The following is a 24767-nucleotide window of genomic DNA, read 5'->3' as shown; positions in this document are numbered from 1 at the left end:
GGCGGAAGGACCTGACCACATGACCCTCGACGAACTCGAATCCCGCATTGCCCTGCGCGCCGCGGCCTCGCCCGATGAAAGCTACACGGCCAAGCTGATCTCTCGTGGCATGGAAAAATGCGCGCAGAAAGTCGGCGAGGAAGCCACCGAGGCGGTGATCGCCGCCGTCACCGGCAACCGCACCGAGCTGGTCAAGGAGAGCGCCGACCTGCTCTATCACCTGCTGGTGGTGCTGAAGGCTGCCGATATTCCGCTCTCCGAAGTCATGGCCGAACTGGACGCTCGGACCGCCCAGTCCGGCCTCGCCGAAAAAGCCTCGCGCAAGGACCAAAACTAATGGCCAAGCGGCAGCCAGTCCTCGCGCCCTATCATTCCTTCACCAAGGCCGAGTGGAGCGCCTTGCGCGCCGACGAGCCGATGACGCTGACGCGCGAGGATATTTCCCGCCTCCGCACGCTGAGCGATCCGATCTCGCTGGAAGAAGCCGAAGAGGTCTACCTGCCACTGACGCGCCTGCTGAGCTTCTACGTCGAGGCCATCCAGGGCCTGCACAATGTCTCGACGCGCTTCCTCGAGACGCCCGACCAGAAAGTGCCCTTCATCATCGGCGTCGCCGGCTCGGTCGCGGTGGGCAAGTCGACCACCGCGCGTATCCTGCAAGCCCTGCTGCAGCGCTGGCCGTCGAGCCCCAAGGTCGATCTCGTCACCACCGACGGATTCCTCTATCCCAACAAGGTGCTGGCCGAGCGCGGCATCATGGAGCGCAAGGGCTTTCCCGAAAGCTACGATCGCGCCCGCTTCGTGCAATTCCTCTCCGACATCAAATCGGGCAAGGAAGAAATGCAGGTGCCGGTCTATTCGCACCTCGTCTATGACGTGGTTGACGGCGGCGACAAGACCATCGGCCGGCCGGATATCCTGATCGTCGAAGGGCTCAACATCCTGCAGCCGGGCGAGCTGCCCAAAGACGGCAAGCCGATCCTCTTTGCTTCCGACTTCCTCGACTTCTCAATCTATATCGACGCCGACAATGACGATCTCGAAGCCTGGTTCATGGAGCGCTTCTTCCGCCTGCGCGAAACGGCTTTCAAGGACCCGACGTCGTTCTTCCGCCGCTTCGCCGAAATGAGCGAGGCCGAGGCCGGCGAATTCGGCAAGATGGTGTGGCGGACCATCAACCTGCCCAACCTGCTCGACAACGTCCTGCCGACCAGAGGCCGTGCCGACCTAGTGCTCAAGAAGGGCAAGAATCATCTGATCGAGGATGTGAAGCTGCGACGGGTCTAATACGTCCCCTGCTGCGGCTGGCTCAGCACGATCTGATTGCCATCCGGATCGCGGAATTTCGCGGTCTTGAAAAAATCGCCCATGGCTTTCGACACCGGCGCCAGCCCATGCAGCCCCAGCCGGCCCAGCTCTTCGGCGAGGTCATCGACAATGAGCGTCAGGTTGGACGCCCCGGCGCGGTCGGCATCGGTGGCGACATGCACCCAGCCGCCGCCGGGCAGTTTCCATTCCGCCACGTCATTCATCGGCCGCGCATCGGCAGGACGGCCGAACAGCCGCTCGTAATAGTCGAGCGCCTCGTTGATATCGTCCACCGCGATACCGGCCAGCGCGTTGGTGATGGTCAAATCAGGCCCCTTGGTTTTGCTGCAATTTCAATCCTAGCATGGTGACGGCAATGCGGCACGGCTGTTGGCACTTTCCCTGGGCGCTGCTATAGGCGAGCGCAAAGGGAGACGAGACAGATGGCAGATCTGAGGGTCGTGGTCGCAGGCGCCGGTGGCCGCATGGGCGTGGCCAATATCCGGGCCGTCGCTGGGCTGAGCGGTGTGTCGCTGCATGGCGCGGCAGCGCGGCTGCACGCCGCTGTCGATCGCCCCGGTTCGCCGGGCGTTGGCCAGGACGCGGGTCTCTATGCCGGTATCGAGGCGCTGGGCGTGATGATCAGCGATGACATCGACGCAGCGCTGGTCGGCGCCGATGCAGTGATCGACTTCACCGCCCCCGCCGCTAGCGTCGCTCTCTCCCAAAAGGCCGCCAAGCTCGGTCTGGTCCATATCATCGGCACGACGGGTTGCTCCGAAGACGATGACGCCGCCATCGCCGCCTCTGCCAAGGCCGGCGCGAAAATCGTCAAGTCCGGCAATTTCTCCATGGGCATGGTGGTGCTGGCCAATCTCGTCGAAAAGGCCGCCGCCGCGCTGGCCGACTACGACATTGAAATCCTTGAAATGCACCACAACAAGAAGGTCGATGCCCCCTCGGGCACGGCGCTTCTGCTCGGCGAAGCCGCTGCCAAGGGCCGCGACATCGCCCTCAAGGATCATGCGGTCAAGGTCCGCGACGGCCATACCGGCCCGCGCGAAGCCGGGACCATCGGCTTTGCCACTTTGCGCGGTGGCAATGTCATCGGCGACCATATGGTGATCCTCGCCGGCCAGTCCGAACGCATCGAGCTCAACCACCGCGCCCAGGATCGCACCATCTATGCCAATGGCGCCGCCCGCGCCGCACTCTGGGCGGCCAAGCAACCCGCGGGCCTCTATGCCATGACCGACGTGCTGGGGCTCTGAGCGCCATGACCACGCCGACCTGCTGGATCGGGGTGGCAGCGGCCGCGCACGTGCGTGTCGGCCACCAGCAGGGCTTTGTCATGTTCGCCCATGGCAAGCATAGCGCGGTGAAACAGCTCCGCCCCGGCGATGCCTTCGCCTATTATTCCCCGACCGAAACGCTGGGCGGCAAGGACGCGGTGCGCCGCTTCACCGCCATCGGCGTCATCGCCGAAGGCGAGCCCGAACCCAGCCCCGTCATGGGCGCCGGCGTCGAGGCCTGGAGCCGTCGTGCCCACTATTTCGACGCGCAGGAGGCCGATATCTATTTCCTGCTGCCCCAGCTTGAGTTCGTCACCGACCGCAGCCACTGGGGCATGTATTTCCGCAAGTCGCTGTTCAAGACCAGCGCTGCCGACTTTTCCCGCATTGCCGATGCCATGGGCGCCGGCCAGAACTTTCATTTCGGAGACCAAGAATGACCGGTACCCTGATCCTCGTCCGCCACGGCCAGAGCGAGTGGAATCTCTCCAACCTCTTCACCGGCTGGCGCAATCCCAACCTGACCGAACAGGGGATCGGGGAGGCCCGCGCCACCGGCCAGGCGCTCAAGGGCAAGGGTATCGTCCCCGACTTGTTCTACACCTCCGCGCTGCGCCGCGCCCAGCACACGCTCGACTTGATCCTCGAGGAGATGGGCATTCTCAATGTCACCATCACCCGCAATATCGCGCTCAACGAACGCGACTATGGCGAGCTCTCCGGCCTCAATAAGGATGACGCCCGCGTCAAGTGGGGCGAGGAGCAGGTGCTGATCTGGCGCCGTTCCTATGACGTGCCGCCGCCGGGTGGCGAGTCGCTGAAGACCACGGCCGAGCGCACCCTGCCCTATTACGAAGCCGAGATCCTGCCGCAGCTCCAGCAGGGCAAGACCGTGCTTGTCGCCGCCCATGGCAATTCGCTGCGCGCGCTGGTGATGGCCATCGAAGGCCTGACACCGGAACAGATCCTGAAGCGCGAAATCGCCACCGGCGAGCCGACGATTTACCAGATCGGCGCCGACGGGAAGCTGGAAGCGCGGGTCGAAATCTGACCGCAGTTTGGATTCACGTGAAACGAGGGCGCCCGATGGGCGCCCTTTGCATTTAATGCGCCGCCGATACCACGCCGGCTTCCCAGCCCAGAATCGCCCGCTTGCGCGGCACGCCCCAGTGATAGCCCGTCAGCGCCCCCGACGTCCCAACGACGCGGTGACACGGCACCACAAAGCTGATCGGGTTTTTCCCCACCGCCGCACCCACCGCCCTTGCCGCAGTCGGCCGGCCGATATGACTGGCGACGCTCTGATAGGTCGTGGCGCAGCCGACCGGAATCTTCAGCAGCGTCTCCCAGACCTGCACTTCGAAATCCGTGCCGATGAGAACCACCCGCACTGGTCGCTCCGGCGACCAATGTGCCGGATCAAACGCCTGGGCAATCATCGGCGCCACCTTGGCGTCATTGCGGGTGAAGCGGGCATTGGGCCAGCGATTGGCCAGGTCCTCGAAGGCCTGCTGCACGCTGGTGCTTTCATCGGCAAAGCCCAGCCCTGACATGCCATACTCGGTGGCCGTCACCACGGCCAGCCCGAAGGGCGATGGCGCGGCGCCCCAGATCATGTCGAGCCCTGCCCCGCCGGCTCGGAAAATTCCCGGCGGCATGGCCTCATAGGTCACGAACAGATCATGCAGTCGCGATGTGGAGCTCAGGCCCACTTCATAGGTCGTATGGAGCACACTCTCCTGATTGCGCAGTAGGGATTTGGCATGATCGAGCGCTACCGCCTGGGCAAAGCTCTTGGGACTGAGGCCGCACCAGCGGCGGAACAGGTCGGTCAGCTGACGCTCGCTGAGGCCCAGCGCGCGGGCAAATCGCGGCAGGTCGGCCACGTCGGGACCGTTTTCCGACAGATAGCGGATGGCGGCCTGGATCGTGTCGTAATCACTCGCGGGGGTCATGGAGGCGATCTGGTTCATGGCAACACCCATTGGCTTGGCTCTGGGTGTCAATCTTAGGGAATAGCGAGAAACAGGCGACCCGGTTTTGACGCCGGCTCAGGCCTCCTGCCGCGCCTTGCGCAGCGCCGTGCCGAAGGCTTTGGCGAAGCTGGATTTATCTTGCGGCGTCAGGAAAGCGCCCAGCTCGAACTCTTCCTTGCCGCTGCGCAGGCGCAGGGCCAAAACCTTTTCATTATCGTCGCGGTCAAGGATCAGCCGCACGGTCTTGGGATCGAAGCGCTTCAGCACCCGCTCGCCCTTTTTCTGGCTCGTGGCGATCTCCAGCTGATCCGGCCATAGCGTCACCTGCTGCCGCATGCGACGACGGTGCGACTGCTGCACCGAGAGCAGGCTCATGCTGACGACCCCGGCGACAAAGGCCGCGCTAGCCGGCAGCAGCATCTCTGGTACGAAGAGAACAAGCGGCGAAGCCAGCACCGTCGCCACGACCAGCGCGACCCAGCCGCCGACCACGCCGGGCGATCGATCCGGTCGAAGGGCTGCAGAAAACAGCGGCGCTGTGGTAGTGGCTTGCATCGGCATGGTGCACTCTTGGGCACTGACTATAGGCCCAGAATCACGGATGAGAGAATGCCTGCGGCGAAAAAAGTGAAGACCCTGCCAAAGGCCGATGTGGAAGCCATCTTCAACCGCTTCCACGAGATCGAGCCCGAACCCAAGGGTGAGCTGGATTATTCCAACGCTTTCACGCTGCTGGTGGCGGTGGTGCTCTCCGCCCAGGCCACCGACGTCGGCGTCAACAAGGCGACCAAGCATCTGTTCGCTCTGGCCACCACGCCCGAGCAGATGGTGGCTCTGGGCGTCGAGCGCATCACCGAGCTAGTCAAGACCATCGGCCTCTATCGCGGCAAGGCCAAGAACGTCTTCACGCTGAGCCAGATGCTGATCGACCTGCATGGCGGCCAAGTTCCGGATGACCGGGAATCGCTGGAAGCCCTGCCCGGCGTCGGTCGCAAGACCGCCAATGTCGTGCTCAATATCTGGTTCAAGCAGCCGGCGATTGCGGTGGATACCCACCTGTTCCGCGTCGGCAACCGCACCGGCCTCGCTCCCGGCAAGACGCCGCTGGCGGTGGAGCTGACCCTGCTCAAGGTCATCCCCCAACAATATATGCTGCATGCCCATCACTGGCTGATCCTGCACGGCCGCTACGTCTGCAAGGCGCGCAAACCGGAATGCTGGCGCTGCGCGATTGCCGAATGGTGCCGGTTCGAGCCGAAGACGCCGGCCCCCAACAAGCCATTGCCCAAGCATGTTTCCTGAAGGGGATACCCCCACCTAACCTCCTCCTGAAAGGGGGAATCCGTGCGGTGATAGCCCTCGATTGTGCCGCAAGCTGGATCTGTCCCTCCCCTTTTTCAAGGGGAGGCTAGGAGGGGATATTCTTGCTTCTTGCCTTTAGCTCCCGTAACCCCGAGCCATCGCCGCAGCAAACACCGGGATCAGCAGCAGCACACCCGCCTGGATATGCACGAACCGCCGGCTCGTCGCGATCTCCGCAGCTGGCGGCACATAACCTTCATCCGCATCCAAAGCCTTCAGCCACTTTCGCACCGCAATCGTCGGCTGGATGGTGAGCAGCCCCATCATCAGAAACGCCGCCATCTTGCCCCAGAAGGCATGGTTACCGACGTAATATTGCCAGCCCACCGCGCCAAAGATCACCCGGATGATCCCGACCACGATCACCACCCCGGCCAGTGCCCCATAGGCCGCGTCCACCTTGGCTAACTGGCGAATGCGCGGACCCGCCAGTCCCGGCCGCAATAGCGCAAATTCGACGGCATAGAGCGCCACCAGAGTGAACACCGCCAGATGATGGGCAATGGCCAGAAGCAGGTCGATATCCATTTGGAGCCCTCAACGCTCTATGTTATCCCTGCTTACATACTGTCAGAGTGAAGTGAACAATGTCAACATCCCTTGCCAACGCCCCCTATCACCATGGCGACCTGCGCAATGCGCTGCTTGAGGCGGCCCTGCTGATCCTAGAGCGCGAGGGCGAGGCCGGGCTTGGCCTGCGCGACGTGGCGCGGGCAGTGGGTGTCTCGCCGGCCGCGCCCTACCGGCATTTCGACAGCCGCGGCGCTTTGCTCGAAGCCCTCGCCGTGACTGGCTTTCAACGCTTCACCCGGCTGATGGAGGGCATCGCCACCAATGACACGCTGGATCACATGTCGGCCATGGGCCGCACCTATGTGAAATTCGCCCTCGATAATCCCAACCTGTTCCGCCTGATGTTTTCGCCGGCCCTGCGCCGCGATAACCGTCCCGGCCTGCGCATGGCCGCCGATGCCGCCTATCGTACGCTGCGCCATGTGACGGGCCAGGAGGTCGAGGCTGGCCGGGTCGCCGCGCTCGCCGCCTGGGCCCGCGTGCATGGCTTGGCCGTCCTGCTGCTCGATGGCCAGATCGCCATCCAGGCCGGGGAAGACATTGAAGCCTTGGTGGCCGAAATCATCGACAACCATTGACCCGTTACGGTTGCCCATCCGGCGCGCTTCCTCTAAACCGGCTGACGGCTTTCCCTCCTGCCGGATCTTTTCATGACCCAGACCCGCTTCGACGTCCTCACCATCGGCAATGCGATTGTCGACATCATCGCACCGGCGCCTGAGGGCTTCATCGAGGCGGAAGGCATGAACAAGGGCATCATGCACCTGATCGATACCGATCGGGCAGAGGACCTTTATTCGCGCATGCCGCTGGAGCGGCAGCAGATTTCCGGCGGTTCCGCCGCCAATACCGCAGCCGGCGTCGCCTCGCTCGGTGGCCGTGCCGCCTTTGTCGGCAAGGTGGCCGATGACCTGCTCGGCGATGTCTTCGAGACCGATTTCAACCAGATCGGCGTGCATTACAACACCAGCCGCCTCAAGAATGGCGCTCTGACCGCCCGCTGCATGATCTTCGTCTCCGACGATGGCGAGCGCACCATGAACACCTATCTCGGAGCCTGCCAGCAGCTGACCGAACAGGATATCAAGCCCGACGAGATCGGCGCGGCCGCCATCACCTATATGGAAGGCTTCCTCTGGGATCCGGCCGAGGCCAAGAAGGCTTTCGTGCTGGCCGCCCATTATGCCCACAAGGTCGAGCGCGCCACCGCCTTCACCCTCTCGGACCCCTTCTGCGTCGATCGCTATCGCGCCGAATTTCTCGACCTGATGCGCTCAAAGACCATCGACTATGTCTTTGCCAATGTGCATGAGCTCAAGTCCCTCTACGAGACCGAGGACCTCGGCGAAGCCGTGCGCCAGGTCGCCAAGGATACCGAACTGGCCGCCATCACCATGGGCGCCGACGGGGCCATGGTCGTTTACAATGGCGAAGTCACCTCTGTCCCCGCCTTCCCCATCGACAAGGTGGTGGACGCCACCGGCGCCGGCGATCTTTTTGCATCGGGCTTCCTCCTGGGCATGGCCCGCGGCCAGACGCTGGAATCAGCGTTGAAGACGGGTTGCCTGGCGGCATCGGAAGTCATCTCGCATATCGGCGCACGGCCGCAGCTGGACCTGCAGGACCTGACCCGGCAGCATGGTCTGGTGGGGTAAGGGGCAACCGCAGGTCGCCCCCTCCTATTCATTCCTTATGCTGAGGGAAAATCAGCAGGCAGGTTTGGTGCCGGTGGGATATCCGGGTACAAGCGTCCCTTCATCACATCGGCAATGCGGCCCTGATTGATTTGGAAGTACGCCGCGATGCGTGCGTAGTTGTACTTCAACAGTCGGGCCTGTTTGATTACCGGAACCATGTCCGGCGTGACCTTTCGGTCCTGCATGGCTATGCCTCATGGCTAAATTTCCCTTGAAGCGGGGGCCAGAGCATGCGAATCTGAAGGTGCTTACACAGCATCCGTCAGAGCGACATTCCTAGCACTCCCGCCCAGCGGGTTGGATTTTCCACTGACACCATGGGTCACATTTCAGGTCGGCTGGAACCGATCCGTTTTGTGGCCCTTTCTTATTGTCGTACGACACGGCGCTCTTGATGCCGTACGACGTGGGCTAATGTCATCTTATTGACCTTCAAAACGTTACTGCTCCAAATTACTCGGCAACGATGCTGGGCTGCAAGGTAATCGAGCGGTTTTGCCGTCAAATTCGTCAAAAATGACCAAAGAGCAGCGTATGAAGCTCTCCGGTGGGTTGGTAGCGGCAACCACTTTCGCCGTTTTGGGGGCTTCCTACGCGATTTTGTGCAATTGGCACTGAAATGGACTCGATTCGATTCCGTCAAAAGGCCCCTTAGAGGCTCCCCCGCATCACCCTCAGCGCATCCGCCGTCGTCCCTGTCGGCCGAAACTCCAGCCCCACCGCGCCCGCATACCCCTGCCCTTCCAGTCAGGCCAACTTCTGCCTGAGCGGCAGTCCACCGCTGCCCGGCCCATTCCGCCTGGGATGATCGGCGAGGTGGACATGGGCCACGCGGGTGAGCCCCTTCGTCAGGGGTAGGAAATTGCCGATCACTTGGCAGGCAACGACCCTGGTGCCATCATCTACATTATCGAGGTGAGACCACGACCATGACGACGATCGCAGAGGTCAAGAAATGGACGCGTCCGATATTGGCGGAGCATCAAGATCTGGCTCTGATGCCGCGCCAGCTCTACCTCCGTCCCGTCCATCATATCCATCGGCGGATTCGTTTTCTTGGTTCGTCAGATAGGACCTTTTCCAAGCCCCTCGCAGAAATTCTCGTCATGTTTGCCCCACCTTCGGGACGCTTGAGCGACAACTGGAGCCGTGAATTGATCGTCGGATGGTCCACTGATGCCGACTTTCACGGCACGCTGGCCAAGCACATCAGGCAGACCTTGAAATACCCATTTCGACCCTTGGCTGAGATCGAGGATCTCTACCGTCTGATGCAGGAGAGCCGGCTGCACTGGCAGCACCAGGAGCTGCTGCCCCTGTCCCACGACGCTTTCCTCCACGCCTCGGTGCTAGCCTCTCTTGGCCGATTGCCCGAGGCCTGCGCCGTGGCACAGGCCTATATCGACAAGGAGGAAACGCGGTGGCTGAAAATCAGGGCGGAGGCTGAAGGCTTTCTGAAAAAGCCGAGAACGCGATCCGAAGGCGAGTCGCGCATTCAGCTCGCGGACGGCTTTCTCAAGCCGATGGAGGATATGCGGCAGCTTATGGCGCTAGCCGGCGCCAATGACCGGCGTGGCGTCGCGGCCCTTCTGCGAGACTGGGAAAGACTGAATGCCCAGCGTCTCGAGGTTGAAGACGACTGGGAAGCAACACCCTTTCCGCTGGAGCGCGATCTCTAGTTCCCCAAACTGCCCCGCATCACCTTCAGCGCATCCGCCGTGCTCCCTATCGGCCCGAACTCCAGCCCCACCGCGCCCGCATAGCCCTGCCCTTCCAGCCAGGCCAGCTTCTGCTTCAGCGGCAATCCCCCGCTGCCCGGCTCATTGCGCCCCGGATGGTCGGCGAGGTGGACATGGGCGACGTGGCGCAGGCGGCCGGCCACGACCTGTTCGGGGTCTTCGTCCATCACCATGGAATGATAGAGATCATAAGTGATGCCGATCTCGTCACGGTTGACCGCGTCGCAGATGTCGAGGGCTTCGGCCGTGCTGGTCAGGTAATAGCCGGGGTGATCGACCCGGTCGTTGAGCGGCTCCAGCGCCAGCCGTACGCCAGAGCCCTTGAGCACATCGGCCGAGCGGCTCATGGCCAGGGTCAGGGCATCATGCTGGCGGGCGCGATCGACGCCTTCCAGCAGCGGCCCGGACTGGCAGATCAGCACCGGCGCACCCAGCCGCAGCGCCACGTCGCGGCTTTGTTCGAGCCCGGCGAGAAAGCGGTCGTGATCGCCCGCGCGGGTCAGTTCGGCAAAGGGCTCGGCCACGATCCCCGCCAGCTGGATGCCGGTCTCATCCAGCGCCCGCGCGACGGCGTCGAGATCCTTGTTCGACCACAGCCAGAATTCGACCAGTGCGAAGCCTTCCGCCTTGGCCAGGTGAATGCGCTGGGCAAAATCGGGGGTTTCCGGGGCGAAGAGCATTTCGATGCAGGCGGAAAAGCGGGTCATGCGAGGCGTGTCCCTTGGTTCATTTCATCAAGGATCGCCCGTGCCGCTGCCGCCGGATCGGCGGCCTCGATGATCGGGCGGGCGACAACCAGATGGCTGGCGCCCATGGCCAGCGCCTCGGCCGGACCCATGATACGCTTCTGGTCGCCGGCGGCACTGCCGGCCGGGCGGATGCCGGGGGTGACGATGGCCATATGCGAGCCGATGATGGTGCGCACAATTTCCGCCTCATGCGGCGACGCCACCACGCCGCCAATTCCGGCATCGCGCGCCTGCTGCGCCCGCAGCGCGACCAAGCCTGCCGCATCGCGCTCATAGCCGGCTTCCTTGACGTCGGCATCGTCCATCGATGTGAGGACGGTGACACCCAGCACGGTGAGGCCCGAGCCGGCTGCCGCTTTGGCTGCGGCGCGCATGGTCTTGGGATAGGCATGGACGGTCAGCATGCTCGCGCCGGTCTCGGCAAAGGCGGCGACGCCCTTTTCGACAGTATTGTCGATGTCGAGCAGTTTGAGGTCGAAGAACACTTTCTTGCCGGCGGCGATCAGCGCCTTGCCCAGTGCAAAGCCGTCGGCGCCGTAAAAGCACTGGTAGCCGATCTTGTAGAAGTCGACGCTGTCGCCCAGCAAAGCCACGATTTCCTCGGCGCGCGCGCGCGTCGAAACGTCGAGGCCCACGATCAATTGGCCAGCCATGAGTCTTCCTCCGATGTGAATATCGGCTTGGGACTAGAGCAAAACGTCCGCCGTCGCAACCGGAGCAAACCACTCGGGCTGGAAATCCTCGAGCCGCGTCCATTCGCTGTGCAGCACGCCGCCTCTGAGATCGAAGACAAAGCAATTGCCGCCGCCGGTGCCCCCGGTGCGGGTCTGGTCCTCGACGCGGGAAATTTCCCGGCCGGCCACATGGCACTTGAGCAGGCTGCCCACCGCGCCATGGCCGCAAAAGATCGCCGGCACGCCTCGGGGCACGCTAGCCAACGCGGTTGCCACAGTACCGACAATGCGGCGCTGCGCGTCCACGGCCCGCTCCCAGCCAGCCACGCTCACCTCCGGTTCGGCAAAGAACCGATCGGCATGGGCTTCGAATAGCTCGGGCGGCAGGAAGCCGGTGGAAGAGCGGTCATTCTCGCCCATCAGGTGGTCGCTCAGCACCAGCGTGCCCGCCTGCGCCGCCAAGAGCTCCGCCAATTCCAGCGCCTTGCGTTCGCGGCTGGAGAAGATCATCGCGCCTTTCGGCACTACGCCCGAGACGGCAAAAGCCTCGGCCCGGCGCCGGCCTTCGGCGGAAAGGCCCCATAGCGGCACGGGGACATTGGCATTCATCTGCACCTGCGGGTGCGAAACATAGAGCGCCCGCATGGCCATCATCCTCGGCTGAAATGGGTGAGTTCGTGCACGATGGCCTCGACCTTGCGGATGATCGCCGGCTCGGTCGGATTGCCATCGGTATCCAGCGCCTCCTCGGCCGGCCCGATGCCGAGCAGCGTCGGCACCACCAACGCCCCAACCTTACTCAGGCTATCGCGCAGATGGCTCAGCGAAAAGATCGTGCCATATTTGCCCGAGCTGACCCCGCCAATGCCGAATACCGCATGGCGGAACACGCTGGGCTTCTGCCGGCTGAGCCAGGTGATGGTATTGACCAAAAGCGGCGGGACCCCGCCGTTATATTCCGGGCTGGCGATGAAGATCATGTCATGGCTGCGCCACAACTCGGCCAGCTTGACCGCCGCTTCGGGCGTCTGCTCGGCCTCCAGATCCTCGTTGAACAGCGGCATGTCAAAATCGGAAAGATTTATGGCCGTGACCGCCACGCCCGCCGCTTCGAGCTTGCCGCCGACATGGGCCTGCAGCCGCATGTTCTCGGAACCCTTGCGGATGGAGCCAGAAAGCGTGAGGGCCGTTTTCATGCGATCTCCATCCTATGCGCCTGTCGAAAGTGCCGTGTCCCGACCGTCGAGGCAATAGGATTGACCTTTCGGGGCCAATTTCTTTAGCTCTGAACAGTTTGCTTTCGGGAGAAACCCTATGTCGACCATGATCTTCGTCAACGTGCCGGTGCGCAACCTTGCCGCCTCCATGGCCTATTACAAGGCGCTGGGCTTTGATCATAATCCGCAGTTCACCGACGAGACCGCCGCCTGCGTGGTCATCAGCGACACCATCTACGTCATGGTGCTGACCCATGAAAAATTCGCCCAGTTCTCCTCCAAGCCGATCCCGGACAGCCTGACGCAGACCGGGGCCCTCTATGCGCTGTCGCGCGACAGCCGCGCCGCGGTAGACGAAATCGCCGAGGCCGGCATCAAGGCCGGCGGCACGGAAACCCGAGACGTGATGGACTACGGCTTCATGTATTCCCGCGCAGTGGCCGATATCGACGGGCACACCTGGGAGTATGTCTGGATGGATATGAGCCAGATGCCGACCGAATAGGCGGTTATCCCAGCCGGAACAGCTTCCTGACCAGCCGGATCATGCGCTCGCGGCGATACTGGTAGAAATACTCGTTGGTCATCAGGTGCCGGTAGGTGCGCTTGAAGGCGACGCGCGACCAGATGAACCACGGCTTGGGATTGGCCGAATAATGCAGGATATGCGGATTGAGGATCTCGTGCGCCGGCTCGGGATTCTGCAGGTTCCAGCGATAGTCGAGCTCGAGGATCCGCCCCTTGAAGCAGAAATTCACGATGTCCTGGTCGTAGTAGAACATCTCGATTTCCGACTGCGGCAGGCTGGCCTTCAGCACGGCTGAAAAATCCACGCCGCGATATTGCGCCATGTCGATCAGCATCACGCCGGAGTTGAAATAGGGCTCGGCCATGGAAAAGGCCGTGCGGCTGCGCAGGTCCTTGCCGGCAATGCAATGCATGCGGTCCGGCTGAAGCGCTGCCGCGATCGCCTTGCCCTCAAGGTCCGTGTCGTAAAGCACGGCAATATCGCTGCGCACGAAAGTGTCGCTGTCGAGATAGAGCACTTTGGTGACATCAGACGGCAGCAGTTCGCCGAGGAACAGCCGGGCATAGATCACCGGGTGGAAGCGCTGCATGCGGATGGCCGGGAAGCCGACGATGCGGGTGCCCAGCACATTGCTGGCGGCCAGGTTGACGAGGTTGAGCGTGGCGCCATAGTCGCTGGCAATAGTCTCAAGCGCCGCACGATGCTCGGGCGTGATGCCGTCGGTCAGCAGGTGAAAGCGGATATTTCCCGGATGATGCGCGGTGAGGCAGACCGAGCGCATCGTCGCATAGGCCGGGGCCCAGAACTTGTCGTCGAAGGTCAGTGCGATTTCGATCAAGTTTCACCCCTGCACTGACTGTCTGCCACGAGACGGCTTGGCGTACTGAAGGTCTGAGTCTTCGTGCCACTCGGCCATAGGTCTCGTGGCCTTGAGACCTAAAAACGCCCCACTGGGGCGTTTTTTAACGGTCTCAAGCCTCAAACATTTTCTTGAGTTTGCTGAAGAACCCACCCGACGTCGGGCTGTTTTCTTCAGTCTCCAGCTTGGCGAATTCTTCCAGCAATTCGCGCTGGCGGCGGCTTAGCGCCTGTGGCGTCTCGATATCGAGCTGCACATAGAGATCGCCGACATCCTTGCTGCGCAGCACCGGCATGCCCTTGCCCTTGAGCCGCACGCGCTGCCCCGGCTGGGTCCCGGCGGCAACTTTGACCTTGGCCCGCGCCGCATCCAGCGTCGGCACTTCGAACTCACCACCCAGAGCTGCCGTCGTCATGGCAATCGGCACGCGGGCATAAAGGTCTGCCCCATCGCGCTGGAACAGGTCATGCGGGCGAATGGAAATGAAGATGTAGAGATCGCCCGGCGGGCCACCGCGCAGCCCGGCTTCGCCCTCATTGGCGAGGCGAATGCGTGTGCCATCCTCGATGCCCTTGGGGATATCGACCGAGAGCTTGCGGTTTTCCTGGCGACGGCCCTGGCCCGAACAATCCTCGCAGGGCGCATCCATCATCTGCCCGCGGCCCTGGCAGACTGGGCAGGTGCGCTCGATGGTGAAAAAACCCTGCGCCGCGCGCACCTTGCCATGGCCATTGCACTGGCGGCAGGTATGGGTGCCGGTGCCCGGCTTGGCGCCAGAACCGTCGCAGGTATCGCAGCCGACCAAAGTCGGCACGTCGATCTCGACGGTACGGCCCTCAAAGCTTTCTTCGAGCGAGATTTCGAGATTATAGCGCAGGTCGGCGCCACGTAGCTTGGCCGCCCCGCCACCACCGCGCCGGCCCTGGCCGCCGCCCATGAAGTCGCCGAAAATGTCTTCAAAGATATCCGACATCGAGGAATTGAAATCATTGCCGAAGCCGCCGCCGGCCGCGCCGCGCCCGCCGTTTTCGAAGGCAGCATGGCCGAAGCGGTCATAGGCGGCGCGCTTCTGGCCGTCCTTGAGCGTATCGTAGGCCTCGTTGATTTCCTTGAACTTGGATTCCGACTCGGCATTGCCCGGATTGCGATCGGGGTGGTGCTGCATGGCGAGTTTGCGATAAGCGCTCTTGAGCGCAGCGTCATCGGCGCCCTTTGCAACGCCGAGCACCTCGTAGAAATCCCGTTTGGACAAGAAAACGTCTCCAATGCCACGGGTCGCGTCATCCGCGCCCCGTCAAATCTTAAGCCTCAGGCTGTCGCCGCAAGCCACCCCTAGATGGCAATCGACCCCGCGCACCACAAGGGGCTGGGGTCGCAACAGGCAAACCAATGGCCCGCTCATAGCAAGAGCGGGCCAGCGCTTCAACAATGCTGATTCGGAACCGTCTAGCTGCGGCGGCTCGGTGCAAAGGCCTTGCTCAGCGCGTCGGCCGCATCGGACTGGGCAAACAGCGCCTTGGTGACGACGAGACCGAGGCCAAAAAAGCCCTGAGTCACGCCCTCATAGGTCCAGGCGGTCACCGGCACGCCGGCACTTTCCAGCACTTCGGCCAGGTGCTCCCCTTCCGAGCGCAGCGGGTCCAGCCCGGCCAGCACCAGGGTGGCCGGCGCCGCACCGGCCAGATCGTCGCGGGCGACGAGATCGATGCGCGGATCCTTGAGCGCGTCGAGATCCTCCAGCAAATGCCGGAAGAGCCAGCGCATGGCCGGCAGGCCGATCGGCCGCGCCCGCAGCATTTCGCCATAGCTTGGCGTCGCCAGATCGCCACCGGCAATCGGATGGATCAGCAATTGATGCACCGGCTGGGTGACGCGCTGGTCCCGCGCCGTCAGCGCGACATGCATGGCCAGATTGCCGCCGGCATCTTCACCGGCCACGGCGAGGCGTTTCGGATCGCCGGCCAGCTCGGCGGCCTGCTTGCTCAGCCAGCGCCAGGCGGCCCAGGCATCGTCATGCGCCGCGGCAAAAGCATGCTCGGGCGCCAGCCGATAATCCACCGACACCACGATAGCGCCGGTGCGCCGTGCAATGGCTCGGGCCGAAGCATCATGGCTGTCGAGATCGCCGGTGACAAAGCCGCCGCCGTGGAAATACAGCACCATCGGATTGAGCCGGCTCAACAGCCCTGCCGGACGATAGATCCGCGCCGGCAGCGTGGTTTCGGCTTCGACGCCAGGTATCGAAAAGTCCTCGGCCGCGACGCCATCATCGGGCCGCTCGCGGCTCTGTTGGCTGAGGATGGCATCGATCGCCTCGCTGGCGCGCGGCTGGCTGCGGGCCGCCTCGGGCGACAGATGTTCGAGCGAACGGGCACCCAGCTCAACCATGCGGTCGAGCACATGCTTCATGTCGGCATCGATCCGGCTCATCGGATCGCCGCCAATCAGCTCGGCAAGCCGGCCGATGGAATCGGATGGGGTAATTGTGGGTGAATGATCCTGGCCAGAATCGGACATCAGCGGCCTCGCAATTTCGTGAGCTGATCTATGATCAAAGAAGCGGGTTTCACTTGGGCGTGAATGAGCCAACATTACGGCAAGGATTCACGTGAAACTTCCCGGCGGCGGCTACGCGCAAAATTCTTCCAGTGGAAGGATTTTAGCCGGGAAGGCCATGAGGCCTATGGTCGAATGGCTGAGACGCGGCGCCATGCACAAAGCAAAACACCCCCGAGCAAGCCCGAGAGTGTTGGTTCATGCGAGCCGCGCGGAATTAAGCTTCCGCCGTCTCGCCCAGGTTCACATTATTGTCCATCAGCTTCTTGCGCGCGGCATTGACCGCATCGACGCTGAACTGGTCTTCGTGGTTGAGCACGATGGCCTCAGCGGTCAGGTCGCTGCGCTTGTGCTCGACCAGCTTGGCAAAGCCGTCGCTGAGATCGGGTGCCATCACCAGATCGGTGAGCACGCGGATCGCGCCGAACTTCTTGTGGCGGGCGCGGATATTGATCAGCTTGGTGGAGCGACCGTTATCGGCAGTGCGGAATTCCTCGGCAGCCACGAGGCCGGTAAAGAATGCGCGCTCGATCTCGTCGCTATGGGCAGCGCCCGCCAGCTCGGCAATGCGCATCTGGCAGCCAAAGGCGAGGTCCAAGTAACCGAGGCGGACTGCATTGGCCATCAGCTTGCGCAGCTTGTCGGGGTCGGTGAAAGTTTGGGGGTCTGGAATGTTCATTCCTGACCCTAGGCCATATGCCGGCAAATAGCGAATGGATTGGCACGGCCAGATGGCGTCGTGGTTACGATAGGCATGAAAAAAGGGCCCGGTTTGCACCGGACCCTTCAATTCACTTAGGCAGAAGACTTACGCCGACTTCTTGTCGTCGTCGTCCTTGACCTCTTCGAAGTCGGCGTCGACGACGTCGTCTTCATCCTCGTCCTGCGTGCCATTGGCCTTGGCTTCAGCTTCCGCCTGGCTGGCCTTGTACATGGCCTCGCCCAGCTTCATCGAGGCCTGGGCCAGCGCTTCGGTCTTTTCCTTGATCAGCTCGCCGTCATCGCCTTCGATCACGGCCTTGAGCTCGACGATGGCTGCCTCGATGGCAGCCTTGTCTTCAGCCGAAACCTTGTCGCCATATTCCTTGACCGACTTTTCGGTCGAGTGGATCAGGCTTTCGCCCTGGTTCTTGGCTTCGACGGCTTCGCGCTTGCGCTTGTCGCCTTCGGCATTCTGCTCGGCTTCCTTGACCATCTTTTCGATGTCGGCGTCAGAAAGACCACCCGAAGCTTGGATGCGGATCTGCTGCTCCTTGCCGGTGCCCTTGTCCTTGGCCGAAACCTGCACGATGCCGTTGGCATCGATGTCGAAGGTCACTTCGATCTGCGGCACGCCACGCGGTGCGGGCGGAATGCCGGCCAGGTCGAAATTGCCCAGCAGCTTGTTGTTGGCGGCCATTTCGCGTTCGCCCTGGAACACGCGGATGGTCACGGCCGATTGGCTGTCTTCGGCGGTCGAGAAGGTCTGGCTCTTCTTGGTCGGAATGGTCGTGTTGCGATCGATCAGACGGGTGAACACGCCACCCAGCGTTTCGATGCCCAGCGACAGCGGGGTCACGTCGAGCAGCAGCACGTCCTTGACGTCGCCCTGCAGCACGCCGGCCTGGATCGCCGCGCCCAGCGCCACGACTTCGTCCGGATTGACGCCCTTGTGCGGCTCCTTGCCGAACAGCTGCTTGACCAGTTCCTGGACCTTGGGCATGCGGCTCATGCCACCGACCAGCACGACTTCGTCGATCTGGGCGGCAGTGATGCCTGCATCCTTCATGGCCTGCTTGCACGGGTCCATGGTCTTCTGGATCAGGTCGTCAACCAGCGTCTCGAGCTTGGAGCGCGAGAGCTTCAGCGTCAGGTGCTTGGGGCCCGAAGCATCTGCCGTGATGAAGGGCAGGTTGATTTCGGTCTGGGTCGAGCTCGACAGTTCGATCTTGGCCTTTTCGGCAGCTTCCTTGAGGCGCTGCAGCGCGAGCTTGTCGGAGCGCAGGTCGATGCCCTGCTCCTTCTTGAACTCGTCGGCCAGGTAGTCGACCAGACGCATGTCGAAGTCTTCGCCACCGAGGAAGGTGTCGCCATTGGTCGACTTCACTTCGAAGACGCCATCGCCGATTTCGAGGATCGACACGTCGAACGTGCCGCCACCAAGGTCATAGACCGCGATCGTGCCGGTGTTCTTCTTGTCGAGGCCGTAAGCGAGCGCAGCAGCCGTCGGCTCGTTGATGATGCGCAGCACTTCAAGGCCGGCAATCTTGCCTGCGTCCTTGGTGGCCTGGCGCTGGCTGTCGTTGAAGTAGGCCGGGACGGTGATGACGGCCTGGGTGACGGTCTCGCCGAGATAGCTCTCAGCGGTTTCCTTCATCTTCTGCAGGATCATCGCCGAGACCTGGCTCGGGGAATACTTGTCGCCCGAGGCTTCGACCCAGGCATCGCCATTGTCGGCGGCCACGATCTTGAAGGGGACGAGATTCTTGTCCTTGGCGACGACCTTGTCGTCATAGCGGCGCCCGATCAGGCGCTTGACGGCAAACAGCGTGCCTTCGGGATTGGTGACGGCCTGGCGCTTGGCCGGCTGGCCGACGAGGCGTTCGCCATCCTTGGAGAAAGCGACCATCGAGGGGGTGGTGCGGGCACCTTCGGCGTTTTCGATGACCTTTGGATTGGAGCCGTCCATCACTGCAACGCAGCTATTGGTGGTGCCCAGGTCGATACCGATGACTTTAGCCATTAAACGAGCCTTTCTTTCAGCAAACCCATGGTGAAGCCCCTCTCGCGAGGCAGCTCCGTGGCCGGGAAGGGCCGGGTTCCTTGCAACATGAATGTGCCCATCGCTGGGCCTGCGGCGTATATAGGGGGGTGGCCCAAGTGCTTCAAGCGCCGTGACGAGAGTTTTGCGCCGTTCTGCCAGTCACCTGACCGGTGACGAGGCCGGCAAATCTGCCTAGAAGTGCGGCCATGTTCACCCCCGGCACAGTGCTGCTGCACGATACGCTCTACCCGCATGGCGAAAACCTCTGGTTCTCGCAGCCCCGCGACGTGCTTGTGGCCCGCAATGGTGCCGGCATAAAGGCGGCGCTGACCCAGCTCGAAGCCGCCAACCGAGCCGGCCTCCATGCCGCCGGCTATCTGGCCTATGAGGCCGGCTTTGCCTTCGAGGAACGGCTTGAGCCTTTTCTGCCCAAAGATGCCCCCCTGCTCTGGCTTGGGCTCTATAATGCCCCCGAGCGCCTGAGCGCCGCCGAAGTCGACCAGCGTCTCGCCGCCATCGCCGGTGATAAAGTCGGCACGGCCTTCGACATTACCCCGCGCTGGGACGAGGCGCGCTATGGCCTGGCCTTCGATCGGGTCAAGGAGTTGATCGCGTCCGGCGACACCTATCAGGTCAACCTCACCCTCAAGGCCGATTTCCGCCTTGAGGGCGATCCGGTGGCGCTCTATCGCGAGCTGGTCCGCAAGCAGGCCGTCGCCTATGGCGCGCTGATCAACACCGGCACCCAGTGGATCCTCTCGCGCTCCCCTGAACTCTTCGTCTCCAGCCGCGACAACGCTTTGTCTGCTCGCCCGATGAAGGGCACCCTGAAGCGTGGCCGCACCCTCGCCGAAGATGAGGCCGGTCGCATAGCTCTCGCCAATGACGAAAAGAACCGCGCCGAGAATCTTATGATCGTCGATCTCTTGCGCAACGACCTCGGCCGCATTGCCGAGATCGGCTCGGTCAAGGTCACCGACCTCTTTACCGTGGAAACCTACCAGACCCTCCACACCATGACCTCGGGCATCACGGCGAAACGCCGCCCGGATGTCGGCACCGCCGATGTGCTGGCTAATCTCTTCCCCTGCGGCTCGATCACTGGCGCACCGAAACTGCGCGCCATGGAAATCATCCGCGAGGTCGAAGCCGGCCCACGCGGGCTCTACACTGGTTCGATCGGCCACTTCGCCCCGACAGGCGACTTCACCCTCAATGTCGCCATCCGCACCGCCGTCATCGACAATTCCGGCCAGGGCGAAATCGGCATCGGTGGCGGCATAGTCGCCGATAGTGTCGCGGCAGAGGAATATCGCGAGGCCCTGCTCAAGATGGCATTTTTCACCGAACCGGCAAAACCCGTCACCCTGATCGAAACCCTGCTCTGGCAGCGCGACACCGGCTACACGCTGCTCGACCGGCACCTCACCCGCATGGAAGCCTCGGCCGCCTATTTCGCGCTACCTTATGACCGTGCTGCGATCATGACCTTGCTCCAATCGCAAAATTTCGCCGAACCCCTCATGCGCGTCCGGCTGACTCTGGATGCTTCCGGTCCGGCGATGACCGCCGTTCCCCTGCCACCCAATCCGGACGTCTTCCGCTTCGCCATTGCCCCCGAACGTCTCGACTCGCAAAGCCTCTGGCTGATGCACAAGACCACCAACCGCGCCTTCTACGATGAGCCGCGCCAGCGTGCCCATGCAGCCCTCGGCGTCGATGAAGTGGTTTTTCTCAACCAGCGCGGCGAATTGGCTGAGGGCTCGATCACCAATCTTTTCATCGAGCGCGACGGCATGCTGCTCACCCCACCCCTCAGCTCCGGCCTCCTGCCCGGCACTTTGCGCGCCGAGCTCATCGCCACAGGCAAGGCCGTGGAACAGCTTTTGACGCTGGACGACCTCGACAGTGCCGAGGCAATCTGGCTCGGCAATTCCGTCCGCGGCCTGCTGCGGGCCCAATATGTCAGAACCTAGGAGACGACCATGACCATCGAAATCCAACCCAATGACATGCTGGTCGTTGTCGACATGCAGAACGATTTCCTGCCCGGCGGCAGCCTGGCGGTGTCCGGTGGCGACGAAATCGTGCCGCTGATCAACACCCTGGCAAAACAGTTCACCAATGTCGTCTTCACCCAGGACTGGCACCCGGCCGATCACCTGAGCTTCGCCAGCCAGCATCCCGACAAGAACCCCTTCGAAACCGTCGAACTGCCCTATGGCACCCAGGTGCTGTGGCCCGATCATTGCGTCTGGGCCACCCATGGCGCGGCCCTGTCGGTCGATATCGATATCCCGCACGGCCAGTTGATCCTGCGCAAGGGTTTTCGCCGCGAGATCGACAGCTACTCCGCCTTCCAGGAAGCCGACCGCGAGACCCAGACCGGCCTCGCCGGCTATCTCAACGAACGCGACGTCGGCCGCCTCTATATCGTCGGCCTCGCTACCGACTATTGCGTTGGCTGGACGGCTATCGATGGTTCAGCCGCCGGCTACGACGTGACGGTCATCGAAGACGCCACCCGCGCCATCGACAATGGCGGGAGTCTCGCGAAGGCCTGGGCCGATATGGCCGATGCGGATGTGAAGCGGGTGCAGAGCAAGGAAATCCTGGGCTAGCCAGCGAACTGACCCACACCCACCGCGCGTCACCCTCGGGTCAAGCCCGAGGATGACGATCCGGGTTGCGGCGCGCCAAGCGGCCATCTCACAAAAGAAAATCCCCGCTTGCGCGGGGATTCACGTGAAACGCTAAACCTAAGCCGAACAGCAGAGCTTACGCGCTCTTATCAATCGCCTCGTCCGCCGGGGCATGGCTCGGGCCACCCTTGGCCACGCCGACCATGGCCGGACGCAACACGCGCTCTCCGATGGCAAAGCCGGCCTGCACCACCTGGACCACAGTGCCTTCCGGCTTGCTGGGATCGGGCACTTCGAACATCGCCTGATGCTTGTGCGGATCGAACTTCTGGCCTTCGGCCTCGATCGGCTTGACGCCATGCTTGGCCAGCAGGCGCTGCATTTCGCGCTCGGCCAGCTCGATGCCGTCGATCAGCGATTTGGTGGTGGCGTCGCCCGATTCGCGGGCTTCGGCCGGCAGCACCATCAGGGCGCGGCTCAGGGCATCGGTGGCGCTCAACATGTCGCGAGCAAAGCCGGCGATAGCATAGCTGCGCGTGTCATTGACGTCGCGCTCGGTGCGCTTGCGTAGGTTTTCCATCTCGGCATGGCTGCGCAGCACGCGATCCTTGAGCTCGGCATTTTCGGCGCGCAGGGCCTCGATCGGATCGACGGCCGGTGCCGGGGTTTCGACTTCAGGCGTCTCGCCCGAGGCGGCGTTTTCGTCGCTCATCATTGTTTCGTTCCGCAAGTTTGAGGATTTGCCACGGATATCGGCCAACGCGGCGGTTTTTTCAACCCTAGCGTTTGCGCGCCATCATCGCGCTGATCACATGGGCAGTATAATCCACCACCGGCACGATGCGGGCATAGTTGAGGCGTGTTGGGCCTATCACTCCCAAGACGCCCACCACCTTGTCATTGGCATCCTTGTAGGGCGAGAGGATGACGGACGAGCCCGAGAGCGAAAACAGCTTGTTTTCCGAGCCGATAAAGATGCGCACGCCCTGCGCCTCTTCGGCGTCGCCGAGCAGGTCCAGCAGCCCGTCCTTGCTTTCCAGCTCATCGAACAATTGCCGCATGCGCAGCAGCTCGTCGCTGGCCATGGCGTCATTGATCAGATTGCCGCGGCCGCGCACGATGATGGTCGGCTGGCTCGACGGCGAGGCCTGGCTGAGCGTGGCAATGCCGGCATCGACCAGCTTCTGCGTCAGCTCGTCCAGCTCCGCCCGCTGTTCGGCCCGCAGCGCGCTCAGCGCCTTGCGCGCCTCGGCAATGGTGCGGCCCACCACGTGATGGGCGAGGTAATTGCCGGCCTGGGTCAGCGCCGAAGCGGTCAGTCCCGGCGGGATGTCCATGATGCGGTTTTCCACCTGCCCGTCCTGTCCGACCAAAATCGCCATGGCGCGGGCGGCGTCGAGCCGCACGAATTCGATATGGCGCAGGATAATGTCGGCCTTGGTGGCAATCACCACCCCGGCGCCCTGGCTGAGGCCCGAGAGCAATTGGCTGGCTTCAGTCAGGACATCCTCGACTTGGCCACGACGCTGCCCCTCTATGCTCTTGGCGATCTGGCTGCGCTCGCTCTCGTTGACCGCGCCAACCTCCAGCATGGCATCGACGAAAAACCGCAGGCCCTCCTGCGTCGGGGCGCGGCCGGCAGAAGTATGCGGCGCGGCGATCAGGCCAAGATCTTCGAGATCCGCCATCACATTGCGCACCGAGGCCGGCGACAGACCAGTCTGCAGCATACGGCTCAGATCGCGCGACCCGACCGGCGAGCCGGTATCGAGATAGCGTTCGACGATCTTCTTGAAAATGTCCTGGCTGCGCGCGTTGAGAACGCTCAGAAAGTCTTCGGGCGGTCTGACCATGAGGTTTGGATAAAATCTTCCGCTTTAACCCTGCGCTCTCATTTAAGCGCATTGCTGCCGCGCGCCAAGCCACTCCGGCTTGTGAGCCCGGCCAATGAGGGTTAAGAGGCGGTTAACAGCAATTTCTAGTCGGATTCTTGATGCGCCCTTCCGGACGTAAGCCCAATCAGATGCGCGATGTCAAAATCGAGCGCAATGTCGCCATGAAGGCGGAGGGCTCCTGCCTCGTCTCATTCGGGAACACCAAGGTCCTCGTCACCGCCTCGGTCGAAACCAGCCTTCCCGGCTGGCTGCGCGGCAAGGGCCAGGGCTGGGTCACCGCCGAATATGGCATGCTGCCCCGCGCCACCGGCTCGCGCACCCGTCGCGAAGCCACCGCCGGCAAGCAGTCCGGCCGGACCCAGGAAATCCAGCGCCTGATCGGCCGCTCGCTCCGCGCCGTGGTCGACCTGCAGCTGCTTGGCGAAAACCAGATCACCCTCGATTGCGACGTGCTCGAAGCCGATGGCGGCACCCGCACCGCCTCGATCACCGGCGCCTATGTGGCGCTGGCCGATGCCATCAAGTGGATGGACGAGCGCAAGCTGACCAAGGGCAAGGCTCTCCGCGATTCGGTCGCGGCGGTTTCCTGCGGCATCTATCGCGGCACGCCTCTGCTCGATCTCGATTATCTCGAAGATGTCGAAGCCGAGACCGACGCCAATTTTGTCATGACCGGTTCCGGCAAATTCGTCGAAATCCAGGGCACCGCAGAAGGCGCGCCCTTCTCCCGCGAAGAACTCGACAGCCTGATGAGCCTTGCCGAACAGGGCATTGGCGAGTTGAGCCTGTTCCAGCAGGAGGCTCTTTCGGCATGATCGGCTGGCTCCTCAAAAAAGTCGCGAATTCCACGGCCCAAAAGCCGGCGGCAACCCAGCGCACCATCTCCCCCGAGAACTGCGCCCTGTGGCACGACGTGTCGCGTGCCCTCGATGCCAAGCCGAGGGCCAGCAAGTGAG

Annotated in this window: 30 protein-coding genes; 14 read left to right on the top strand and 16 right to left on the bottom strand. The window is 62.7% G+C overall.

From position 1 onward, the window contains the following. The first annotated feature begins 19 nt into the window (after positions 1–19). Together BM045_RS11345 and coaA are read left to right on the top strand one after the other, a co-directional pair. The gene (locus BM045_RS11345) at positions 20–337 is read left to right on the top strand and encodes a phosphoribosyl-ATP diphosphatase (RefSeq protein WP_092183343.1); all 318 of its coding nucleotides are present in this window, start codon (positions 20–22) and stop codon (positions 335–337) included. After that, positions 337–1287, top strand: a complete 951-nt coding sequence (gene coaA / locus BM045_RS11340; protein WP_092183341.1) for a type I pantothenate kinase — start codon at positions 337–339, stop codon at positions 1285–1287. Before BM045_RS11345 ends, coaA begins: the two co-directional genes overlap by 1 nt. Here coaA and BM045_RS11335 read toward each other — a convergent pair. Further along, entirely contained in the window at positions 1284–1634 is a 351-nt protein-coding gene (locus BM045_RS11335; protein ID WP_092183339.1) for a VOC family protein, read from the bottom strand. The two genes, coaA and BM045_RS11335, sit on opposite strands and share 4 nt — an antisense overlap. A 117-nt stretch (positions 1635–1751) precedes the next feature. On the opposite strand from BM045_RS11335, the gene dapB reads away from it, so the two are divergent. Genes dapB through BM045_RS11320 form a run of 3 tightly spaced genes read left to right on the top strand, consistent with a single transcriptional unit; the run spans position 1752 to position 3651 of the window. Beyond that, complete coding sequence (dapB, locus tag BM045_RS11330) at positions 1752–2579, top strand: 4-hydroxy-tetrahydrodipicolinate reductase (protein WP_092183337.1); 828 nt, start codon at positions 1752–1754, stop codon at positions 2577–2579. Positions 2580–2584: 5 nt separating this feature from the next. Beyond that, positions 2585–3040, top strand: coding sequence for an EVE domain-containing protein (locus BM045_RS11325; protein WP_092183336.1), 456 nt, complete (start codon positions 2585–2587; stop codon positions 3038–3040). Beyond that, positions 3037–3651 (top strand): 2,3-bisphosphoglycerate-dependent phosphoglycerate mutase, encoded by a 615-nt coding sequence (locus BM045_RS11320; protein ID WP_092183334.1) that lies wholly within the window; start codon positions 3037–3039, stop codon positions 3649–3651. Before BM045_RS11325 ends, BM045_RS11320 begins: the two co-directional genes overlap by 4 nt. A gap of 52 nt (positions 3652–3703) precedes the next feature. Here the strand turns inward: BM045_RS11320 and BM045_RS11315 are convergent, their stop codons facing one another. Both BM045_RS11315 and BM045_RS11310 read right to left on the bottom strand, forming a co-directional pair. After that, complete coding sequence (locus tag BM045_RS11315; RefSeq protein WP_244522971.1) at positions 3704–4573, bottom strand: bifunctional helix-turn-helix domain-containing protein/methylated-DNA--[protein]-cysteine S-methyltransferase; 870 nt, start codon at positions 4571–4573, stop codon at positions 3704–3706. Between the two features lie 78 nt (positions 4574–4651). Next, a complete protein-coding gene (locus BM045_RS11310) occupies positions 4652–5137 on the bottom strand; it encodes a DUF2244 domain-containing protein (RefSeq protein ID WP_092183330.1) in 486 nt (161 codons plus the stop codon). A 48-nt stretch (positions 5138–5185) separates the two neighbouring features. On the opposite strand from BM045_RS11310, the gene nth reads away from it, so the two are divergent. Continuing rightward, positions 5186–5878 carry an endonuclease III gene (gene nth, locus BM045_RS11305; protein ID WP_092183328.1) on the top strand — a complete coding sequence of 231 codons (693 nt, stop codon included), beginning with the start codon at positions 5186–5188 and terminating at the stop codon, positions 5876–5878. A 135-nt stretch (positions 5879–6013) separates the two neighbouring features. Here the strand turns inward: nth and BM045_RS11300 are convergent, their stop codons facing one another. After that, positions 6014–6466 (bottom strand): DUF2214 family protein, encoded by a 453-nt coding sequence (locus tag BM045_RS11300; protein ID WP_092183326.1) that lies wholly within the window; start codon positions 6464–6466, stop codon positions 6014–6016. Between the two features lie 59 nt (positions 6467–6525). Here BM045_RS11300 and BM045_RS11295 point away from each other — a divergent pair, with 59 nt between their 5' ends. Beyond that, positions 6526–7089: a TetR/AcrR family transcriptional regulator gene (locus BM045_RS11295; RefSeq protein WP_092183324.1), complete on the top strand. Its 564-nt coding sequence runs from the start codon at positions 6526–6528 to the stop codon at positions 7087–7089. A gap of 72 nt (positions 7090–7161) precedes the next feature. Then, positions 7162–8166 (top strand): adenosine kinase, encoded by a 1005-nt coding sequence (locus BM045_RS11290; protein WP_092183322.1) that lies wholly within the window; start codon positions 7162–7164, stop codon positions 8164–8166. Positions 8167–8201: 35 nt separating this feature from the next. Here the strand turns inward: BM045_RS11290 and BM045_RS11285 are convergent, their stop codons facing one another. Further along, the gene (locus tag BM045_RS11285; protein ID WP_092183320.1) at positions 8202–8393 is read right to left on the bottom strand and encodes a hypothetical protein; all 192 of its coding nucleotides are present in this window, start codon (positions 8391–8393) and stop codon (positions 8202–8204) included. Positions 8394–9137: 744 nt separating this feature from the next. Between BM045_RS11285 and BM045_RS11280 the strand changes: the two genes are divergently transcribed. Then, the gene (locus BM045_RS11280) at positions 9138–9887 is read left to right on the top strand and encodes a hypothetical protein (protein WP_092183318.1); all 750 of its coding nucleotides are present in this window, start codon (positions 9138–9140) and stop codon (positions 9885–9887) included. Here BM045_RS11280 and BM045_RS11275 read toward each other — a convergent pair. The 4 genes from BM045_RS11275 to BM045_RS11260 are packed head-to-tail and all read right to left on the bottom strand — an operon-like array spanning position 9884 to position 12566. Then, positions 9884–10654 (bottom strand): TIM barrel protein, encoded by a 771-nt coding sequence (locus BM045_RS11275; protein WP_092183316.1) that lies wholly within the window; start codon positions 10652–10654, stop codon positions 9884–9886. The two genes, BM045_RS11280 and BM045_RS11275, sit on opposite strands and share 4 nt — an antisense overlap. After that, entirely contained in the window at positions 10651–11349 is a 699-nt protein-coding gene (gene pyrF / locus BM045_RS11270) for an orotidine-5'-phosphate decarboxylase (RefSeq protein WP_092183314.1), read from the bottom strand. The genes BM045_RS11275 and pyrF overlap by 4 nt, the downstream gene beginning before the upstream one ends. Before the next feature lie 33 nt (positions 11350–11382). Further along, positions 11383–12015, bottom strand: coding sequence for a histidine phosphatase family protein (locus BM045_RS11265; RefSeq protein ID WP_092184155.1), 633 nt, complete (start codon positions 12013–12015; stop codon positions 11383–11385). Positions 12016–12020: 5 nt separating this feature from the next. Further along, positions 12021–12566 (bottom strand): NADPH-dependent FMN reductase, encoded by a 546-nt coding sequence (locus tag BM045_RS11260; RefSeq protein WP_092183312.1) that lies wholly within the window; start codon positions 12564–12566, stop codon positions 12021–12023. Positions 12567–12684: 118 nt separating this feature from the next. On the opposite strand from BM045_RS11260, the gene BM045_RS11255 reads away from it, so the two are divergent. Beyond that, a complete protein-coding gene (locus BM045_RS11255) occupies positions 12685–13092 on the top strand; it encodes a VOC family protein (protein ID WP_092183310.1) in 408 nt (135 codons plus the stop codon). A gap of 4 nt (positions 13093–13096) precedes the next feature. Here BM045_RS11255 and BM045_RS11250 read toward each other — a convergent pair whose 3' ends face one another. The 5 genes from BM045_RS11250 to dnaK all read right to left on the bottom strand — a co-directional run bounded on the left by BM045_RS11250 (position 13097) and on the right by dnaK (position 19253). Further along, positions 13097–13954 carry a glycosyltransferase family 8 protein gene (locus BM045_RS11250; RefSeq protein ID WP_092183308.1) on the bottom strand — a complete coding sequence of 286 codons (858 nt, stop codon included), beginning with the start codon at positions 13952–13954 and terminating at the stop codon, positions 13097–13099. 133 nt (positions 13955–14087) lie between these two features. After that, a complete protein-coding gene (gene dnaJ, locus BM045_RS11245; RefSeq protein ID WP_092183306.1) occupies positions 14088–15227 on the bottom strand; it encodes a molecular chaperone DnaJ in 1140 nt (379 codons plus the stop codon). Positions 15228–15421: 194 nt separating this feature from the next. Then, on the bottom strand, positions 15422–16492 hold the full coding sequence (locus BM045_RS11240) for an alpha/beta hydrolase (RefSeq protein WP_170848475.1): 1071 nt from the start codon (positions 16490–16492) through the stop codon (positions 15422–15424). A 256-nt stretch (positions 16493–16748) separates the two neighbouring features. After that, a complete protein-coding gene (locus BM045_RS11235) occupies positions 16749–17210 on the bottom strand; it encodes a hypothetical protein (RefSeq protein WP_092183302.1) in 462 nt (153 codons plus the stop codon). A 129-nt stretch (positions 17211–17339) separates the two neighbouring features. After that, positions 17340–19253 carry a molecular chaperone DnaK gene (gene dnaK / locus BM045_RS11230; RefSeq protein ID WP_092183300.1) on the bottom strand — a complete coding sequence of 638 codons (1914 nt, stop codon included), beginning with the start codon at positions 19251–19253 and terminating at the stop codon, positions 17340–17342. A gap of 227 nt (positions 19254–19480) precedes the next feature. On the opposite strand from dnaK, the gene pabB reads away from it, so the two are divergent. Both pabB and pncA read left to right on the top strand, forming a co-directional pair. Further along, on the top strand, positions 19481–21250 hold the full coding sequence (gene pabB, locus BM045_RS11225) for an aminodeoxychorismate synthase component I (protein WP_092183298.1): 1770 nt from the start codon (positions 19481–19483) through the stop codon (positions 21248–21250). A 9-nt stretch (positions 21251–21259) separates the two neighbouring features. Further along, a complete protein-coding gene (gene pncA, locus BM045_RS11220) occupies positions 21260–21895 on the top strand; it encodes a bifunctional nicotinamidase/pyrazinamidase (protein WP_092183295.1) in 636 nt (211 codons plus the stop codon). 157 nt (positions 21896–22052) lie between these two features. Here pncA and grpE read toward each other — a convergent pair whose 3' ends face one another. Together grpE and hrcA are read right to left on the bottom strand one after the other, a co-directional pair. Continuing rightward, positions 22053–22628 carry a nucleotide exchange factor GrpE gene (gene grpE, locus BM045_RS11215; RefSeq protein WP_092184153.1) on the bottom strand — a complete coding sequence of 192 codons (576 nt, stop codon included), beginning with the start codon at positions 22626–22628 and terminating at the stop codon, positions 22053–22055. A 67-nt stretch (positions 22629–22695) separates the two neighbouring features. Further along, positions 22696–23769, bottom strand: coding sequence for a heat-inducible transcriptional repressor HrcA (hrcA, locus tag BM045_RS11210; RefSeq protein WP_092183293.1), 1074 nt, complete (start codon positions 23767–23769; stop codon positions 22696–22698). A gap of 140 nt (positions 23770–23909) precedes the next feature. On the opposite strand from hrcA, the gene rph reads away from it, so the two are divergent. Then, positions 23910–24626 carry a ribonuclease PH gene (gene rph / locus BM045_RS11205; RefSeq protein WP_092183291.1) on the top strand — a complete coding sequence of 239 codons (717 nt, stop codon included), beginning with the start codon at positions 23910–23912 and terminating at the stop codon, positions 24624–24626. Continuing rightward, positions 24623–24766 carry a hypothetical protein gene (locus tag BM045_RS18905; RefSeq protein WP_170848474.1) on the top strand — a complete coding sequence of 48 codons (144 nt, stop codon included), beginning with the start codon at positions 24623–24625 and terminating at the stop codon, positions 24764–24766. Before rph ends, BM045_RS18905 begins: the two co-directional genes overlap by 4 nt. Position 24767: the final 1 nt, after the last annotated feature.

This window comes from Devosia sp. YR412, assembly GCF_900110945.1.
Lineage (GTDB): Bacteria > Pseudomonadota > Alphaproteobacteria > Rhizobiales > Devosiaceae > Devosia.
This window is presented reverse-complemented; position numbering and strand designations above follow the sequence as displayed.

Bases quoted from the DNA above. Each gene is read 5' to 3' on its own strand.
- BM045_RS11345 (WP_092183343.1), top strand. From the start codon at position 20: ATGACCCTCGACGAACTCGAATCCCGCATTGCCCTGCGCGCCGCGGCC.
- coaA (WP_092183341.1), top strand. From the start codon at position 337: ATGGCCAAGCGGCAGCCAGTCCTCGCGCCCTATCATTCCTTCACCAAG.
- dapB (WP_092183337.1), top strand. From the start codon at position 1,752: ATGGCAGATCTGAGGGTCGTGGTCGCAGGCGCCGGTGGCCGCATGGGC.
- BM045_RS11325 (WP_092183336.1), top strand. From the start codon at position 2,585: ATGACCACGCCGACCTGCTGGATCGGGGTGGCAGCGGCCGCGCACGTG.
- BM045_RS11320 (WP_092183334.1), top strand. From the start codon at position 3,037: ATGACCGGTACCCTGATCCTCGTCCGCCACGGCCAGAGCGAGTGGAAT.
- BM045_RS11315 (WP_244522971.1), bottom strand. From the start codon at position 4,573: ATGAACCAGATCGCCTCCATGACCCCCGCGAGTGATTACGACACGATC.
- BM045_RS11310 (WP_092183330.1), bottom strand. From the start codon at position 5,137: ATGCCGATGCAAGCCACTACCACAGCGCCGCTGTTTTCTGCAGCCCTT.
- nth (WP_092183328.1), top strand. From the start codon at position 5,186: ATGCCTGCGGCGAAAAAAGTGAAGACCCTGCCAAAGGCCGATGTGGAA.
- BM045_RS11300 (WP_092183326.1), bottom strand. From the start codon at position 6,466: ATGGATATCGACCTGCTTCTGGCCATTGCCCATCATCTGGCGGTGTTC.
- BM045_RS11295 (WP_092183324.1), top strand. From the start codon at position 6,526: ATGTCAACATCCCTTGCCAACGCCCCCTATCACCATGGCGACCTGCGC.
- BM045_RS11290 (WP_092183322.1), top strand. From the start codon at position 7,162: ATGACCCAGACCCGCTTCGACGTCCTCACCATCGGCAATGCGATTGTC.
- BM045_RS11285 (WP_092183320.1), bottom strand. From the start codon at position 8,393: ATGCAGGACCGAAAGGTCACGCCGGACATGGTTCCGGTAATCAAACAG.
- BM045_RS11280 (WP_092183318.1), top strand. From the start codon at position 9,138: ATGACGACGATCGCAGAGGTCAAGAAATGGACGCGTCCGATATTGGCG.
- BM045_RS11275 (WP_092183316.1), bottom strand. From the start codon at position 10,654: ATGACCCGCTTTTCCGCCTGCATCGAAATGCTCTTCGCCCCGGAAACC.
- pyrF (WP_092183314.1), bottom strand. From the start codon at position 11,349: ATGGCTGGCCAATTGATCGTGGGCCTCGACGTTTCGACGCGCGCGCGC.
- BM045_RS11265 (WP_092184155.1), bottom strand. From the start codon at position 12,015: ATGCGGGCGCTCTATGTTTCGCACCCGCAGGTGCAGATGAATGCCAAT.
- BM045_RS11260 (WP_092183312.1), bottom strand. From the start codon at position 12,566: ATGAAAACGGCCCTCACGCTTTCTGGCTCCATCCGCAAGGGTTCCGAG.
- BM045_RS11255 (WP_092183310.1), top strand. From the start codon at position 12,685: ATGTCGACCATGATCTTCGTCAACGTGCCGGTGCGCAACCTTGCCGCC.
- BM045_RS11240 (WP_170848475.1), bottom strand. From the start codon at position 16,492: ATGTCCGATTCTGGCCAGGATCATTCACCCACAATTACCCCATCCGAT.
- BM045_RS11235 (WP_092183302.1), bottom strand. From the start codon at position 17,210: ATGAACATTCCAGACCCCCAAACTTTCACCGACCCCGACAAGCTGCGC.
- dnaK (WP_092183300.1), bottom strand. From the start codon at position 19,253: ATGGCTAAAGTCATCGGTATCGACCTGGGCACCACCAATAGCTGCGTT.
- pabB (WP_092183298.1), top strand. From the start codon at position 19,481: ATGTTCACCCCCGGCACAGTGCTGCTGCACGATACGCTCTACCCGCAT.
- pncA (WP_092183295.1), top strand. From the start codon at position 21,260: ATGACCATCGAAATCCAACCCAATGACATGCTGGTCGTTGTCGACATG.
- grpE (WP_092184153.1), bottom strand. From the start codon at position 22,628: ATGAGCGACGAAAACGCCGCCTCGGGCGAGACGCCTGAAGTCGAAACC.
- hrcA (WP_092183293.1), bottom strand. From the start codon at position 23,769: ATGGTCAGACCGCCCGAAGACTTTCTGAGCGTTCTCAACGCGCGCAGC.
- rph (WP_092183291.1), top strand. From the start codon at position 23,910: ATGCGCCCTTCCGGACGTAAGCCCAATCAGATGCGCGATGTCAAAATC.
- BM045_RS18905 (WP_170848474.1), top strand. From the start codon at position 24,623: ATGATCGGCTGGCTCCTCAAAAAAGTCGCGAATTCCACGGCCCAAAAG.